The organism is Azospirillum melinis, assembly GCF_013340935.1.
Taxonomy (GTDB): Bacteria; Pseudomonadota; Alphaproteobacteria; order Azospirillales; family Azospirillaceae; genus Azospirillum; species Azospirillum melinis.
Genome location: NZ_WHOS01000003.1, coordinates 57,285 through 73,443, shown reverse-complemented (window position 1 = coordinate 73,443; position 16,159 = coordinate 57,285). Strand labels below are relative to the sequence as shown.

17 protein-coding genes are annotated in these 16,159 nt (G+C 65.8%); 10 read left to right on the top strand and 7 right to left on the bottom strand.

Annotated features, from left to right (window positions below):
* Nucleotides 1–36 precede the first annotated feature (36 nt).
* Entirely contained in the window at nt 37–2,040 is a 2,004-nt protein-coding gene (locus GBZ48_RS03570) for a methyl-accepting chemotaxis protein (RefSeq protein WP_174469762.1), read from the top strand.
* 244 nt (nt 2,041–2,284) lie between these two features.
* Complete coding sequence (locus GBZ48_RS03565; protein WP_098740022.1) at nt 2,285–2,524, top strand: hypothetical protein; 240 nt, start codon at nt 2,285–2,287, stop codon at nt 2,522–2,524.
* A gap of 39 nt (nt 2,525–2,563) precedes the next feature.
* On the opposite strand, the gene GBZ48_RS03560 is transcribed toward GBZ48_RS03565, so the two are convergent.
* From GBZ48_RS03560 to GBZ48_RS03530, 7 genes are all read right to left on the bottom strand, one after another.
* A complete protein-coding gene (locus GBZ48_RS03560) occupies nt 2,564–2,854 on the bottom strand; it encodes a DUF2934 domain-containing protein (protein WP_174469761.1) in 291 nt (96 codons plus the stop codon).
* Between the two features lie 94 nt (nt 2,855–2,948).
* Nucleotides 2,949–3,956, bottom strand: coding sequence for an endolytic transglycosylase MltG (gene mltG, locus GBZ48_RS03555; protein ID WP_174469760.1), 1,008 nt, complete (start codon nt 3,954–3,956; stop codon nt 2,949–2,951).
* A 49-nt stretch (nt 3,957–4,005) separates the two neighbouring features.
* Nucleotides 4,006–5,268, bottom strand: a complete 1,263-nt coding sequence (fabF, locus tag GBZ48_RS03550; protein ID WP_174469759.1) for a beta-ketoacyl-ACP synthase II — start codon at nt 5,266–5,268, stop codon at nt 4,006–4,008.
* 127 nt (nt 5,269–5,395) lie between these two features.
* Nucleotides 5,396–5,635, bottom strand: a complete 240-nt coding sequence (locus tag GBZ48_RS03545; RefSeq protein ID WP_014247969.1) for an acyl carrier protein — start codon at nt 5,633–5,635, stop codon at nt 5,396–5,398.
* Nucleotides 5,636–5,823: 188 nt separating this feature from the next.
* On the bottom strand, nt 5,824–6,561 hold the full coding sequence (gene fabG / locus GBZ48_RS03540; protein ID WP_174469758.1) for a 3-oxoacyl-[acyl-carrier-protein] reductase: 738 nt from the start codon (nt 6,559–6,561) through the stop codon (nt 5,824–5,826).
* 41 nt (nt 6,562–6,602) lie between these two features.
* Nucleotides 6,603–7,544 carry an ACP S-malonyltransferase gene (gene fabD, locus GBZ48_RS03535; RefSeq protein ID WP_174469757.1) on the bottom strand — a complete coding sequence of 314 codons (942 nt, stop codon included), beginning with the start codon at nt 7,542–7,544 and terminating at the stop codon, nt 6,603–6,605.
* Between the two features lie 257 nt (nt 7,545–7,801).
* Nucleotides 7,802–8,788, bottom strand: coding sequence for an acyltransferase family protein (locus GBZ48_RS03530; protein WP_174469756.1), 987 nt, complete (start codon nt 8,786–8,788; stop codon nt 7,802–7,804).
* A 427-nt stretch (nt 8,789–9,215) separates the two neighbouring features.
* Here GBZ48_RS03530 and rpsF point away from each other — a divergent pair, with 427 nt between their 5' ends.
* The 8 genes from rpsF to GBZ48_RS03490 all read left to right on the top strand — a co-directional run bounded on the left by rpsF (nt 9,216) and on the right by GBZ48_RS03490 (nt 16,159).
* Nucleotides 9,216–9,656 (top strand): 30S ribosomal protein S6, encoded by a 441-nt coding sequence (gene rpsF, locus GBZ48_RS03525; RefSeq protein WP_174469755.1) that lies wholly within the window; start codon nt 9,216–9,218, stop codon nt 9,654–9,656.
* A complete protein-coding gene (gene rpsR, locus GBZ48_RS03520) occupies nt 9,657–9,926 on the top strand; it encodes a 30S ribosomal protein S18 (RefSeq protein ID WP_012974291.1) in 270 nt (89 codons plus the stop codon).
* Nucleotides 9,927–9,975: 49 nt separating this feature from the next.
* A complete protein-coding gene (locus GBZ48_RS03515; RefSeq protein WP_174469754.1) occupies nt 9,976–10,935 on the top strand; it encodes a DUF2232 domain-containing protein in 960 nt (319 codons plus the stop codon).
* Complete coding sequence (gene rplI / locus GBZ48_RS03510; protein WP_174469753.1) at nt 10,935–11,498, top strand: 50S ribosomal protein L9; 564 nt, start codon at nt 10,935–10,937, stop codon at nt 11,496–11,498. The genes GBZ48_RS03515 and rplI overlap by 1 nt, the downstream gene beginning before the upstream one ends.
* 254 nt (nt 11,499–11,752) lie before the next feature.
* Nucleotides 11,753–13,021 (top strand): SAM-dependent methyltransferase, encoded by a 1,269-nt coding sequence (locus tag GBZ48_RS03505; protein ID WP_246306957.1) that lies wholly within the window; start codon nt 11,753–11,755, stop codon nt 13,019–13,021.
* Nucleotides 13,022–13,346: 325 nt separating this feature from the next.
* Nucleotides 13,347–14,570, top strand: coding sequence for an NADP-dependent isocitrate dehydrogenase (locus tag GBZ48_RS03500; protein WP_174469752.1), 1,224 nt, complete (start codon nt 13,347–13,349; stop codon nt 14,568–14,570).
* A gap of 145 nt (nt 14,571–14,715) precedes the next feature.
* Complete coding sequence (locus tag GBZ48_RS03495; protein WP_174469751.1) at nt 14,716–15,096, top strand: oxidoreductase; 381 nt, start codon at nt 14,716–14,718, stop codon at nt 15,094–15,096.
* Between the two features lie 106 nt (nt 15,097–15,202).
* Nucleotides 15,203–16,159, top strand: a complete 957-nt coding sequence (locus GBZ48_RS03490; protein WP_174469750.1) for an SPFH domain-containing protein — start codon at nt 15,203–15,205, stop codon at nt 16,157–16,159.

Sequence of the window (16,159 nt, the reverse complement as noted above, 5' to 3'; positions counted from 1 at the left end):
CGCCCTCGGGGCGGCCTTGATCGGACCTCCACCGGCATGTCCATCGCCACCCGCATCGCCCTGGGCTTCGCCGCCGTCCTGCTGCTGACGCTCGCCGTCGCAGTCGTCGGCTGGAGCGGGCTGAACACCTACGCCTCGCGGGTGGAGATCGCCGCCCAGACCGCCCGTCTGGACACGCTGCTGTACAGCGCCCGGCAGGAGGAGTCGCGCTACCTGCTGGACGTCGATCCCTCCGCCAGCCGGCGGGTGCGGCAGCTGACCGACCAGTTGAGGACGGAGGCCGAGGCGCTGCTGGCCCTGCCGAACCATGCGGTGCCCCCGGAGGCGCTGCGCGAGGCGCTGGAGAAGCTGGCGGCCTACCGCAAGTCCTTCGACGAGGTGGTCGGGCTGGAGGTCGACCGCTTCGCCAGCCTGGCGAAGCTGCGCAAGCAGACCGCCGCCCTGCTGGTGATCGCCCAGACGCTGACGCACGAGCAGTCGGCGCGCTATGCCGACGCGCTGGCGCGGGTGAAGGCCGATCCTGGCGACCGTGCGGCGGTGACGGCGCTGGAATCCTCGGCGCTGCTGGTCTCCATCGCCGGACGGCTGATCCAGGATACCCGCGGCGCACTGCTGGACGTGCAGCAGTTCCTGATCGACCATGGCGGTTCCGGCCGCAACTCCCTCAGCGCCAGCATCGACCGGTTGCTGGCGGTCGTCGGCGATGTCCGCAAGGCGGCCAACGACGGGGAGGCGCTGCGCGAGTCGGAGAAGTTGACCGCCTCCATCATGGGAGTCGAGACCGAGTTCCTGCTGGTGGCCGACATCGTCGCCCGGCGCAACGCCGCGCGGGACGCCATGCGCGACGCCGCCAGGATCGTCAACGATCAGGTGACGCAGCTGGTGGCGGCCCAGACGGCCGAGCGCGAGGCCGGACGGTCGCGCGCGGTCATGCTGTTGTGGAGCGGCGCGCTCGGCGCGCTGGCCGCCGGCACGATCCTGTCCATCCTGATCGCCCGCAGCCTGACCGGCCCCATCGCCGCTACCACCGCGGCGGTCCAGCGCCTGTCGGACGGCGATCTGACGGTGGCGGTGCCCAACACCGGCCGGCAGGACGAGCTGGGCTCCATCGGCCGTGCCGTCGCCACCGTCATCCAGGTGCTGCACGGACTGCATGGCGAGATGCACAGGCTGTCCGGCAAGCCGGTGGAAGCGCTTGAGACGGTCGGGACCCAGCAGGCTCCGGACTTCCATGGGGCCTATGGCGAGATGGTGGCCCTGCTGCAAGAAACCGGCACGGCCTTCCGCACCATCGGCGAGCAGGCGACCCAGGTCGCCGTCGCCGCCGGGCAGGCCAGCACCGCCATCGCCCATGTGTCGGACGGCGCATCGGAACAGACCGACGATCTGGATCAGGTGGCGACGGCGGTCGGGCAATCGGCCCGCGCCATCGCCCATGTCACCGACAGCACACGCGATGCGTCCGACATGGTGAAGGATGCCGCCGACTTCGCCGACGGTGGGCGGCAGGACATGGCGCGGCTGCTGCGCGTCTCGCAGACCATTGCCGACAACAGCCGCCGCATCGGCCGCATCACCGAGGCGATCACCCAGATCGCGGTGAAGACCAACATCCTTTCGGTCAACGCCTCCATCGAAGCCGCCCGCGCCGGCGAGCAGGGCAAAGGCTTCGAAGTGGTCGCCGAAGAGGTCGGCAAGCTCGCCGACAACGCCGTCGAGAGCGCCCGCCAGATCGCCGAAATCATCGAAGCGGCCGCCGCACTGGCCGAAGAGGGCAAGGCCGTCACCGAACAGGCGCGGCGCCGGATGGACGGTCTGGCCGAACGGGTCGACCGCATCGACGGCGCTTTCCAATCGGTCGCGGTCGCCATGGAGGAACAGCAGGCCTCCGTCCGCGAAATCGAGCGGTCGGTCGAGAGCGTGCGCACCGTCGCCTCCAAGAATGCCGCCGCGTCGGAGGAGATCGCCGCGACGATGGTGCATCTCTCCCGCCTCGCCGATGAAACGCGCCGTCAGGTGTCGCGCTTCCAGGCAGGCTGAAGCTTGGCCTTTGCCGAAGTTCTGAACAGGAAGCGAGATCCGGAAGCGTTTCCGGCGCTGCATGCTGCTGCGCAGGACCACCAGCCGCAGTCTCTGAAGTGGTAATTCTTAATCCCAGCCGGGATTACATGGCATTTAAAGTTCTTTTAACCCTATTCCACGCCTAATCGGTTTGCGGGAACGCTCGATCCCGAGAAGACGCTCTACCGATCATTAGACCCACACGACACCAAGGGAGTTCCCCATGCCCGCACAGAAGGTCGCCGATGAAGTCCGCCTGGCCAGCCGCATCCACGCGCGCCTGCTGGACGCCTTCATCGATTTGACGGAGCGGGAACTGGCCGGGCTGGCTCCGGGCTTCGCCGAGGAAAGCCTTACGGAGGCGCTGGACGCTCTGCGCGCCGCCCGCAAGTCCTACGGCACGACCGCCGGGGTGATGGTCATTTCCAACCTGCAACTGCCGCAGGCTTCGAACGCCGCCTGACCCCGGAAGTCATCCTGCGACCGGTCGGGCCGCGACAGATCAGGCGGTGACCGCCTTGCGGATCCGCGGCTTGCGCGCCTTCGGGGGCTCGGCAGGCGCGGCTTCGGCTTCGGCGGGCTTCACCACACTGCGCGGCTTGGCGTTGGTGGTCTTGCGCGGAGCCTTCACCACGGCGACGACCGGCGCATGATCGGGAACGGCAACCACTTCGGCCAGGACCGCGCGTTCGGCCTGGACCCAATGGTCGGCATCGCGGCCATGGGGACAGCCCTCTTCCAGCCAGATCGCATAGGCGCGATCACGGATGCGCTGTTCGACATCCACGCTCATTACATCTCCCCAGGGAATGGTGGTCAGTTTCGCTGCGATGCAAAGACTGCCGAATTCCTAAAATGCGCGCAACCAAGCGGATCGTTATCGGCCGTCAATCCGATGACGTTTCGCCATGCTCCGGCTGCCGGCCTTGCTGGACCTCGCGCCATTTTGTGACGTTGCGGTTGTGGTCCGCCAGCGACTTGGCGAAGACATGGCCGCCGGTGCCGTCGGCGACGAAATACAGGAACTCGTGCCGTTCGGGCTTCATCACCGCGTGGATCGAGGCCTTGCCCGGATTGGCGATTGGCCCCGGCGGCAGGCCGGTGGCGACATAGGTGTTATAGGGCGACTCGAACTTCCAGTCGTTGCGGGTCAGGGCCCGCCCCAGCTCGCCGCTGCCATCGGTCAGCGCATAGATCACCGTCGGATCGGACTGCAGCTTCATGCCGGCTTCCAACCGGTTGACGAAAACCCCCGCCACCCGCGGCCGCTCTGCAGCGATGCCGGTCTCCTTCTCGACGATGGAGGCGAGTGTCAACGCCTGCTGCGGCGTTTCGAACGGCAAATTCTGGTCGCGGTTCTTCCAGGCCTCCGCAAGCGCCTGGGTCATCGCCGTCTGCATCCGCTCGATCAGAGCGGCGCGACTGTCGCCATAGGCGAAGTGGTAGGTCTCCGGCAGAAGGGAGCCTTCCTTCGGCGGCTTGGGCAGATCGCCGGTCAGTCCCGTTTCCCGTGCGAGCAGTGCGACCACCTGGGCGGAGGTCAGCCCCTCCGGCACGGTGAAGCGACGCACGACGGTGCGGCCCTGGCGCATCTGCTCCAGAACGCCTTCGATGCTGATTCCCGCGGGGAACTGGTATTCGCCGGCCTTCAATTCACGGAAGGTGCCGGACAGCTTGGCAGCGGCGGCGAACACCAGCGGCGAACCGATCACGCCGGAGTCGCCCAGCGTGATGGCAATGGCCTCCAACCCGCTGCCGCGAGGGATGACGACCGTTTCGGATTGCTCCAACGGTCCGGGGGCCGAATAGCGCTGGTAGCCCCAGACGCCGATTCCGCCCGCCGCACCGACAGCGAGGACCAGCGTCCCCGCAAAAATCCGGAGACCCCAGCCCATCGCTCACCTCTTGAAGACTGCAGACCGCAACGCGGGTGCGGCGCTTCGTTTACGCAAATTCCTTGAACACCAGCGAGGCATTGGTGCCGCCGAACCCGAAGGAGTTCGACAGCGCAGCGCGCACGCGGCGCTCCTGCGCCACCTTGGGCACCAGATTGACGCCCATGCAGCTCTCGGACGGATTCTCGAGATTCAGCGTGGGCGGCACGATGCCGTGGTTGATAGCCTTGATCGAATAGATCGCCTCGACCGCACCGGCAGCCCCCAGCAGGTGGCCGATGGCCGACTTGGTGGAGGACATCGCCAGATTGTCCATGGCGTCGCCGAACAGGCGTTTCACCGCCCCCAGCTCGATCTCGTCGCCGAGCGGCGTCGAAGTGCCGTGGGCGTTCACGTAATCGATATCGGACGGGTTCAGCCCGGCGCGCTTCAACGCGGCCTTCATGGCGCGGAAACCGCCATTACCGTCTTCCGCCGGAGCGGAGATGTGGTGCGCGTCGCCGGACATGCCGTAACCGACGACCTCGGCATAGATGGTGGCGCCGCGCTTCTTTGCGTGCTCCAGTTCCTCCAGCACGACGACACCGGCACCCTCGCCGATGACGAAGCCGTCGCGGTCCTTGTCATAGGGGCGCGACGCCTTTTCGGGCGTGTCGTTGAAGTTGGTGGACAGTGCGCGCATGGCGGCGAAGCCGCCGACGCCGAGACGGCTGACCGCCGCCTCCGTACCGCCGGCGACCATGATGTCGGCATCGTCCCACATGATCAGACGGGCAGCGTCGCCAATGGCGTGCGCGCCGGTCGAGCAGGCGGTGACGACCGCATGGTTGGGGCCCTTGAAGCCGTGCTGGATCGAAATATGGCCGGAGGCCAGATTGATCAGGCAGGCAGGGATGAAGAAGGGCGACAGGCGGCGCGGACCCTTTTCGTGCAGGGTGACGGCGCCGTCGGCGATGCCCGGAAGACCGCCGATGCCCGAACCGACCATGACGCCGGTCCGCTCGCGCTCTTCATCGGTCTGGGGAACCCAACCCGAATCCTTGATTGCTTCCTGCGCCGCGGCGATGGCGAAGATGATGAAATCATCCATCTTCCGCTGGTCCTTCGGCGGAATGAAGGTGTCGGCGTTGAACTCGCCCTCACCGTTTCCGCGCGGGACCTGCCCAGCGACTTTTGAGGCCAGGTCCGAAGCGTCGAACCCCGTGATGCCGCGGATTCCCGACGTTGCGGAAATCAGCCGCTCCCAGTTCAGCGTGTGGCCGACGCCGAGCGGCGTGACCATACCGAGTCCGGTGACGACGACACGTCTCATGAGGCTGTTCCTTGACCTTTCCTCGAATAAACTGTCGACGATCTGGTCGTCGACGGCCAGGCCCCGCGCTGCTGGTGTTGCAAATGCGGTTTGCCTGGCCCTCGGGGGCTCAATGCCCGCGGCCCGATCAGGCGGCGGCGTTGGCCTTGATGAAGTCGATGGCGTCCTTCACCGACAGGATCTTCTCCGCGGCGTCGTCCGGGATCTCGACACCGAACTCTTCCTCGAAGGCCATGACCAGCTCGACGGTGTCGAGGCTGTCAGCGCCCAGATCGTCGATGAAGGAGGCGTTCTCCACCACCTTCGACTCCTCGACACCCAGGTGGTCCACAACGATCTTCTTCACGCGCTCGGCGATGTCGCTCATCTTTTAAGACCTTCCAATCCTTGAAACCGCTCGGGATAATCCGGTCGGAGCAACACGCGAAGAACGTGCCGTCCTGCCGCGAAAAGCCCCGTCCGATAACACATTTCAGCAGCCTTGACCAGCACCCGCGAGCGAGCCTGGTTGGCGCCGTTCTTCACACGTGGCGATGCCGCCCCGTCTGATCCTCATCAGATCATAGCCATGCCGCCGTTGATATGCAGCGTCTGGCCAGTGACGTAGGCGGCCTCCTCGCTCGCGAGGTACACGACCCCGGCGGCGATCTCATCCGACTGGCCCATGCGGCCGGCCGGGATAGACGGGAGCAGCTTCTGCTTCTGCTCTTCGTTCAGCGCGTCGGTCATTGCCGTGGCGATGAAGCCCGGCGCGACGCAATTGACGGTGATGCTGCGCGAGCCCAGTTCGGCCGCCAGCGACTTCGACATGCCGATCAGGCCGGCCTTGGAGGCGGCGTAGTTCGCCTGCCCCGCGTTGCCGGTGACGCCGACGATCGAGGTGATGTTGATGATGCGGCCCCAGCGGCGCTTCATCATGCCGCGCATGGCGGCCCGCGACAGGCGGAAAGCCGCCGTCAGGTTCACGTCGATGACCGACTGCCAGTCCTCGTCCTTCAGGCGCATGGCGATCTGGTCGCGGGTCAGGCCGGCATTGTTGACGAGAATGTCGATCTTGCCCAGCGCCGCCTCGGCGTCCTTGAACAGCTGTTCGGTGGCGGCGGCCTCCGACAGGTTCCCGGGCACGACGAAGGCACGCTCGCCCAACTCGGCGGCCAGGGCCTCCAGCGGGGCGACGCGGGTGCCGGACAGCGCGACGGCAGCGCCCTGGACGTGCAGAGCACGGGCGATCGACGCGCCGATGCCGCCGGACGCGCCGGTGACGAGGGCCGACTTGCCGGTCAGGTCAAACATGGATGGCCTCATGACGCTGATTTATCAGGGTACTGATACAATCACAGGGTTTTCAGGAACGACTCGACATCGGCCGGGGTGCCGACCGACACCGCCGCCATGTCCTTGTCGATGCGCTTGGTCAGCCCGGCGAGCACCTTGCCCGATCCGACCTCGACCAGCCGTTCGACGCCCTGCTCCTTCATATAGAGCACGCATTCGCGCCAGCGGACCATGCCGGTCACCTGCTCGACCAGCAGACGGCGGATGGCGTTGGGATCGGACACCGCCAAAGCGGTGACGTTGGCAACCACCGGAACCACCGGCGCGGAAATCGTGACGTTCGCCAGAGCCTCCGCCATGGCGTCGGCGGCCGGCTGCATCAGCGAGCAATGGAAGGGAGCGGACACCGGCAGGCGCACGGAGCGCTTCAGGCCGCGTTCCGCCGCCAGCGCGATGGCACGGTCGATGGCATCGGCACTGCCGGAGATCACCACCTGCCCGACCGAATTGTCGTTGGCGATGCTGCACACTTCGCCCTGCGCCGCGTCGGCGGCAATCGCCTGCGCCTGGTCCAGATCGGCGCCCAGCAGGGCCGCCATGGCGCCCTTGCCGACCGGAACGGCCTTCTGCATCGCCTGGCCGCGCAGCTTCAGCAGACGCGCGGTATCGCCCAGCGAGAAGGCTCCGGCAGCGCACAGCGCCGAATACTCGCCCAGCGAATGGCCGGCAACGAAGGTGGCATGCCTGGACAGATCGACACCGCCCTCGCTCGCCAGCACCCGCATCACCGCGACGCTGACCGCCATCAGGGCGGGCTGGGCGTTTTCGGTCAGGGTCAGATCGGCCTCGGGGCCCTCGACCATCAGGCGCGACAGCCGCTGGTTCAGCGCATCGTCCACCTCTTCAAAGGTGTGACGAGCGACTTCGAACGCCTCGGCGAGTTCGCGGCCCATGCCGACGGCCTGGCTGCCCTGCCCCGGAAAGACGAACGCCCTGGTCATGCTTCGGTGAAACCCTGGATGAATGCGCCCCGCCCCTGCGGCGGCACCATGGATTGGGCGACAGTCATACCCTCACTTTTGAGCAAGTCAAGCGACGCGCGATGACCAAAGCGACAATGGCGCGATAAAACGCCACGTATTGAGGCAGAAAGCCCACGAAAAACCGCCAGTCCGAAGGGGTTGTTCGTGGGCTCGCACAAAGGTGCCGCTCACCGGGTCTTGCACCGTTTGCCGCAGTGCAAATCAAAGGCCTGCGGTCATGCCTTGCCCATCAGCGCCACCCTGGTCCACGGCCGGAACTGCGCCAGCATCTCCAGCACCATCGGACCGATCAGGCCGGAAAGCAGAGCCCCCCAGAAAATCACGCCGTCCGAGGCATCCACATGGTGCAGCACCACGCGCGTGCCGGCGGCGAACAGGGCATGATGCAGGTAGATCGCATAGGAAGAGGCGCCGACGGTCCGGAAAATCCTGCTCGACGGCATGGCATGCAGCAGGGTCACCGCTCCGCCCATGCCGCACAGCAGGGCAACGCTGCTGTTCCAGCCGAAATGGGGCAGATACCCCCACAGCGATGCCTGATGAAGCGCGACACCGAGGGCGAGTGCAGCACCGGCCGCCGCCTGCATCGTCCGCCGAGGAACCATCGCCCGGAACCGGGTGACGCCCACCCCGAACAGGAAGTGCGGCAACAGGAAGCAGGCCTCGTTGATCGAGAGGATGTTCGATTCGACATGGACCGTCAGGCAGGCCACCACCGCTGCGGCCATTGCCAGCAGGAATCCGCCCGGCCTGTCCATGGCATGGAGCGCGTCGAGCAGCGCCACGACGGAGAAGATCAGGAAAAGCGCCTGCAAATACCAGAAATGGGCATAGGGATAGACGTAGATCCGCCACATCGACTCGGGGACGAAGCTTCCGTTCGCCCCCGGCGCATGCGTCTGCAGGAAATAGAAGATGGCGGACACCACCAGGAACGGGAAGCCCAGGCGGCGAAGCTTCTTGACGAAGAAGGTCTTCAGCCGGTCGCTCCGGGCCGGGTTCAGGGCATAGACCAGCCCCGAGATGAAGGTGAAGAGCGGCATACGGATCAGCTCGAAGCTGTCGGTGGCGTAGCGGTAGATCGACCCCTCCGCCACCTGCATTCCGGATCCGGGAATGCCGACCACGTGATAGGCGACCAGCAGGATGCAGGCCAACCCTCTCAGTTCCACGACATGGTACGGCAACATGTTCTTGCGCATGGCTACTCCAGGCACCGGGCTGTCATGCCGCCGGCGGAGCATGCAGGGGCTTAATCGACCCATAGCTCCGCCGGGAACGGCAGTCGCAACATGGCGCCTGGGGCGGTGTATTGCACTTCGGTCAAATGCGCCGGACCGTATCCCGCGCGATATCCACCCTTGCCCCACCCCTACCCAGCCCACCCCTTGGATGCGCAGCGGTGTTCGTCCGGGCAGCACCGCCGTTCATCCGGACAACACCCTATGGCCGAGATAGATTTCCCAAAAGGTGGGGAGGTTTTCCACTTGCTACCACCGCCGGCCTGTGCATACTGCGCCGCTTCATAACTCCTTGCCGCCGGTCCGCCGTCGGCTAGGCCCGGGCGGCTGATCCGATCCATGAGGGATGGGGCGCAGCGCCGGACCATGAACAGCCATGGGGAGTGCAATGGCACTTTACGAGTGCGTGCTGATCGCGCGCCAGGACATTTCGGCCGCCCAGGCCGAGCAGCTCTCTGAGCAGTTCGCCCAGATCGTTCGCGACAACGGCGGCACGATCGCCAAGAGCGAATACTGGGGTCTGAAGACCCTCACCTACAAGATCAAGAAGAACCGCAAGGGTCACTACACCCTCTTCAACATCGACGCGCCGGCCGCCGCCGTCGCCGAGATGGAGCGGAACATGAGCATCAGCGAAGACGTGCTGCGCTTCATGACCGTGCGTGTCGACGAGCTCGACGCCAACCCGTCGGCGATGATGCAGAGCCGCAACGAGCGTGGTGAGCGCGGCGAGCGTGGCGATCGTGGTCCGCGTCGCTTCGACGACCGTGGCCCGCGTCCGCCGCGTCGCCAGGAAAACGTTGCCGCCGCCGAAGGGGAGACCGCGTAAATGTCCGACAAGCAGACCACGGGCGCTCCGGCCCGCACCGGCGGCGCTCGCCGCCCGTTCTTCCGTCGCCGCAAGACCTGCCCGTTCTCGGGCGCGAACGCTCCGGCGATCGACTACAAGGACGTCAAGCTGCTGTCCCGCTTCATCTCCGAGCGCGGGAAGATCGTCCCGAGCCGCATCACCGCGGTCTCGACGAAGAAGCAGCGCGAACTGGCCCGCGCCATCAAGCGCGCCCGTTTCCTGGCCCTTCTCCCCTACGTGGTGAAGTAAGCCCGGCAACGGCCGAACTGTTTCGGTGAAGGTTCTTCAAGGGGTTTCCATGGCCTTGGGTCCGGCCGTTCCGCTGGTGGTCGCCGTCGGCGGCGGTCTGGCGAGCGCGTTCTTCTACCTGTCGGTTACGTTCGGTGGGATGGGCGCGCTGATCCTGGGCTATCTGGCCCCCCTGCCCCTGTTCCTGACGGGACTGTGGCTGGGGGCTCCAGTGGTGGCACTGGCCGGTCTGGCCGGCGCCGCCGCGGTGCTGCTGGGCACCTCCGGCAGCATGCTGGTGGCGCTGTCCTACCTGGTGACCGGGGCTGCCCCGGCGATCCTGGTGGTTCGGCAGTCGCTGCTGGCCCGCTCGCGGGAGGATGGTTCCCTTGAATGGTATCCGCCCGGCCGGGTCCTGATGGGCCTGACCGGGATGGGCGTGGCGGCGCTGCTCGCCGCGGTGATCCTGACGCTCGACCAGCCCGGTGGGTTGGAAGGGCTGATGCGGCAAACCCTGGCCCGAGTTGTCGAGCCGGCGTTCCGCTCGCAGGGCCAGCCGGCCCCGGATCCCGAGGCATTCTGGGTGGCGGCCGTCCTGCCGGGACTGGTTGCGGTCTCATGGCTTGTCATGACGATCGTCAACGCGGTGCTGGCGCAGGGGGCGCTGATGCGGTTCGGCCGCAACCGGCGCCCTGCCATGCGTCTGGCCGAGCTGGAGCTGCCGAGCTGGTTGGCGCCGCTGTTCGCGGTGTCGGTCGCGGCGGCATCGGCCGTACCGGGAACCGTCGGGTTCCTGGCGGTCAATCTGGCCCTGATCCTGGCAATCCCGTTCGCCTTCGCCGGGCTTTCGGTGGTTCATGTGTTTGCCAGCAGCAAATCGGCGCGAACGCTGATCCTGGTTGGCTTCTACATGATGCTGTTTCTCTTCGGGTGGCCGATCCTGCTTTTGGTCGGCCTGGGCATGATCGAGCAATGGATCGGGCTGCGCCGCCGGTTTTCCCCCGCGGCCCCCGGTCAGGAGGACGAGTGATGGAAGTTATTCTGCTGGAGCGGGTCGAGAAGCTCGGCCAGATGGGCCAGGTCGTCAATGTGCGTCCCGGCTTCGCCCGCAACTATCTGCTGCCGCAGCGGAAGGCCATGCGCGCCACCAAGGCGAATCTGGCTGTCTTCGAGAAGCAGAAGGCCCACCTTGAGGCCGTGAACCTCGAGCGCCGCAAGGACGCCGAGCATGTCGCGACCAAGATGGACAATGTGACGGTCGTCGTGATCCGTCAGGCCGCCGAGACCGGCGTCCTGTACGGCTCCGTGACCACCCGCGACGTCTCCGACGCGCTGACCGCCGCCGGCTACAAGACCGACCGCAAGCAGGTCCAGATCGACACCCCGATCAAGACCCTGGGTCTGTTCAAGCTGCGCGTCGTCCTGCACCCGGAAGTGTCGATCACGGTCACGGTCAACGTCGCCCGTTCGGCTGAAGAGGCCGAACTGCAGGCCCAGCGCGGTGGCATGATCACCGCCGCCGACCTGCGCGACGACGAAGACGAGGAAGAGACCTTCGTCGAAGAGACCGCGACCGAGGAAGAGGAGGGCTGATAGCCCTTCTGAGGCGGCAGCCCTGAAGACGCCTTCGGGGTTCTCGCCGCACCGTCGCACCGCTCGTCCGGCAACCGCCCGCCCCACCCGGGGCCGGGCGGTTTTCCGCATTCAGGGCCCTGCCGGGCGTCGCCGCACATAACTCTGCGCATAGGGCAGCAATGCCCAATTGGGTAGCAGTTCTGACCGATTGACGAATTGTCGCACCCCGCCTTGCGCGCGATGCTTGGACGGCACCGCGGAAGGAGTTCGGCATGCTGCTGGTTCGCCTGCTTGCCGCCGCCAAGGGCGACGGAACCCTCAATCTCGTTACGGCCTATGGAAAGCATCACCGGATCGGCTCCGGCCCTCCACATCTGACCCTTCGCCTCCATGACCGCAAGGTCGAGCGCGATCTGCTGATCAATCCCCGCCTGCGTTTTGGCGAAGCCTATATGGACGGCCGCTTTTCGATTGAGGGCGGCACCATCTACGACCTGCTGGCGATGCTGATGAGCGGCGCCGAGGTTCAGGGTGCGCTGGGCCGGGCGTTGGAATCGCTGTCGCCATTGCTGCGCCACGTACAGCAATACAACCCGATGCAGCGGTCACGGCAGAATGTGGAACACCACTACAACCTGTCACGCCAGTTCTATCAACTTTTCCTCGACCGGGACATGCAGTATTCCTGCGCCTATTTCCCCGAGCCGGGGATATCGCTGGACGAGGCACAGGAGGCCAAGAAGCGGCACATCGCAGCCAAGCTGCTGATCGTGCCGGGCATGCGGGTGCTCGACATCGGCTGTGGCTGGGGCGGCATGGCGCTCTATCTGGCGCGGCACACCGGGGCACGGGTGACCGGCATCACCCTCTCGTCCGAACAGCTGGCGGTCGCCCGCCAGCGGGCGGAGGAGGCGGGGCTGGCCGACCGGGTCACCTTCGAGCTGCGCGACTATCGCGAATTCGCCGCCGCCCACCGGGGGGCCTTCGACCGCATCGTCTCGGTCGGCATGTTCGAGCATGTCGGCGTGCCGCATTACCGCGATTACTTCGCGGCGGTACGCGAGATGCTGAACGACGAGGGCGTGGCCCTGATCCACTCCATCGGCCGGCTCGACGGGCCGGCGAGCACCAACCCCTGGATCCGCAAATACATCTTCCCCGGCGGCTATTCCCCTGCCCTGTCGGAGGTGCTGCCGGTCATCGAACGGTCCGGCCTGTTCGCCACCGACTTGGAGGTGTTGCGCCTGCATTACGCCGAAACGCTGCGTCACTGGCGTGCCCGCTTCCTCGACCGCTGGGAGGAGGCCAAGGCCCTGTACGACGAGCGGTTTTGCCGCATGTGGGAATTCTATCTGGCCGGTGCCGAACTGGCCTTCCGGCTGCAGGGGCACATGGTGTTCCAGGTCCAGGTTGCACGCTCGCTGGGAGCGGTGCCCTTGACCCGCGACTACATGCTGAATGCGGAACGCGACCTTGCCGGCATGGCGGCCGGCGATCCGGTGGAACGGCGGCCCTCACGCACGCCGGAGTCGGCGGCCTGACCGTTCCAGGCGCCGGATTTGGGGTCCCAATGCGGCATTCCACCGTCAAAGGGCCACAATACGGCCAACCGGTAATACCAATTGACCATCATGGCCGGGCGCAGGGCCGTGTTGCAAGCGGAATCGTGCGACATCGACGCCTGAGCCACCGCCGCGCCTTCCTTTCCGTCACGGGGCGATGCTATATAACCGCGATTGATTTCCGCCCGGGGTACCGGGGAGCCACCCATGCGGCATGCTCCCCGGCAACAAGCGCCCGCTGGACGACGCGCCCGGCTCCCAAGGAATGACAACGCCCTTACCCGTTCGGGGAGATCTCGCACCCATGACCAAGATCAAGGTAGCCAATCCGGTCGTCGAACTCGACGGCGACGAGATGACGCGCATCATCTGGCAGTTCATCAAAGACAAGCTGATCCTGCCCTACCTCGACATCGACCTGAAGTATTACGACCTCGGCATCGAGAACCGCGACAAGACCGACGACAAGGTCACCGTCGAGTCCGCGAACGCCATCAAGCAATATGGCGTCGGCGTCAAGTGCGCGACCATCACCCCGGACGAAGCGCGGGTGACGGAGTTCAACCTCAAGAAGATGTGGAAGTCGCCGAACGGCACCATCCGCAACATCCTGGGCGGCACCGTCTTCCGCGAGCCGATCGTCTGCTCGAACGTTCCGCGCTACGTCCCGGGCTGGACCAAGCCGATCATCATCGGCCGTCACGCCTTCGGCGACCAGTACAAGGCCACCGACTTCGTCGTCCCCGGCCCGGGCAAGATGACGATCAAGTGGGAAGCGGCCGACGGCAGCCAGCAGATCGAGCATGAGGTGTTCGACTACCCCAGCGCCGGCGTGGCGATGGGCATGTACAACCTCGACGATTCGATCGAAGGCTTCGCCCACTCCAGCTTCATGTACGGCCTGGAGCGCGGCTACTCGGTCTACCTGTCGACGAAGAACACCATCCTGAAGGCCTATGATGGCCGCTTCAAGGACATCTTCCAGAAGGTCTTCGACGAGACCTATGCCGACCAGTTCAAGGCCAAGGGCCTGGTCTACGAGCACCGCCTGATCGACGACATGGTCGCTTCGGCCCTGAAGTGGGAAGGCGGTTTCGTGTGGGCCTGTAAGAACTACGACGGCGACGTGGAGTCGGACGTCGTGGCGCAGGGCTTCGGCTCGCTGGGCCTGATGACCTCGGTCCTGGTCACGCCGGACGGCAAGACCGTCGAGGCCGAGGCTGCCCACGGCACGGTGACCCGCCACTACCGCGAGCACCAGAAGGGCAAGGAAACCTCGACCAACCCGATCGCCTCGATCTATGCCTGGACCCAGGGCCTGGCCTATCGCGGCAAGTTCGACGACACCCCGGACGTGATCAAGTTCGCCCAGACGCTGGAGCGCGTCTGCGTCGAGACCGTCGAGTCCGGCTTCATGACCAAGGATCTCGCCATCCTGATCGGCCCGCAGCAGCCGTGGCTGACCACGAAGCAGTTCCTGGACAAGCTGTCGGACAACCTGGAAAAGAAGATGGCCGCCTGGTCGTAAGGCCGGCGTCGTCTTCAGCCGGCGCTTTCTTCACAGGGTGCGACGCCGCGTCCGGGTCAAACCGGACCGCGGCTCGGCTAGGGTTCGAGCGGGGAGTTTTGGCTCCCCGCTTTTTTTTGTCCGAATTTGAAAAGGAACGAACCCGATGTCCAACGATCTGTTCCGCGTCGCCGTCATCGGTGCCGGCGAGACCGGAACGCCGCTGCTGCGCAAGCTGCTGGCCGCTCCCTTCGTCGAACTGCTGGGCGTGGCGGATCTCGATCCGGAGGCGCCGGGCATGCGCCTTGCCGAACAGCGGGGCGTGAACACCACCACCAACTTCCACGATCTGGCGGAACTGGGCGATGGTCTGGATGTGCTGATCGATGTAACCGGCGTGCCCGCGGTGCGGGAATCGCTGCGCAAGGCGATGCAGGAGACCGGCAACCACCACACCGTGATCGTCCATGAAATGGTGGTGCAGCTGATGCTGTCGCTGTTGAACGGCGAGTTGGTCCGGCTGAAGCACGACACTCAGGATTATTGAGGCACGCTGTTGCGACGGGGGCGGCATTTGCACCCTCTCCGAATTGGCTCATGATAGGGGTGAAGGCGTCTGCGACGGCGCCCGTCCATGTCAGGAGCGGCGATTGATGGAACTCGGCATTCTGGTCATTGCGGCGTTCGTGCTGGTCGTCATTCTGGCGATCACGAGCGTCCGCACGGTCCCTCAGGGCTTCAACTTCATCGTCGAGCGGCTGGGTCGCTATCAGGAGACTCTGCACCCCGGTTTCAATGTGATCTTCCCGGTCATCAGCTCGATCCGGGCCAAGGTGGACATGCGGGAGACCGTGGTGGACGTGCCGTCGCAGAGCGTCATCACCAAGGACAATGCCGCGGTGACGGCAGACGGGGTGCTGTACTTCCAGGTGCTGGACCCGATGAAGGCGACCTACGAGGTCAACGACCTGCAGCGGGCGATCCAGACGCTGGCGATGACCACCACCCGGACGGTGATGGGCTCAATGGACCTCGACGAGCTGCTGAGCCAGCGCGAGGCGATCAATGCCAACCTGCTGCGTGCGGTGGATGAGGCGACCGCCTCCTGGGGTGTGCGGGTGACCCGCATCGAGTTGCGCGACATCACCCCGCCCGACGACATCGTTCAGGCGATGGGCCGGCAGTTGAAGGCCGAACGCCTTCGCCGCGCCCAGATTCTGGAGGCGGACGCCGAGAAGGAAAGCCAGATCCGGATCGCCCAGGGCAAGCTGGAAGCCGCCAAGCTGGAGGCGGAGGCACGCGAACGGCTGGCGGAGGCCGAAGCCAAGGCGACGCGGCTGGTGTCGGAAGCGGTGGCGCAGGGTTCGAACCAGGCGCTGGGCTACTTCCTCGGTCAGAAATACATGGAGGCGCTGAAGGCCTTTGCCGCCTCTCCCAACCAGAAGACGATGATCCTGCCGGTGGAACTGGCCGGTGTGGCGGGTGCCCTCTCGGGTCTGGGCGAGCTGCTGCGCGACGCGACCCCACCGAGACCGCCGGAGCCTTCCGCCGCCGCCAAGCGCAATCCCTGGTCGGTGCCGCCGACCGCACCCGCTGCGGATGGGGAGTGA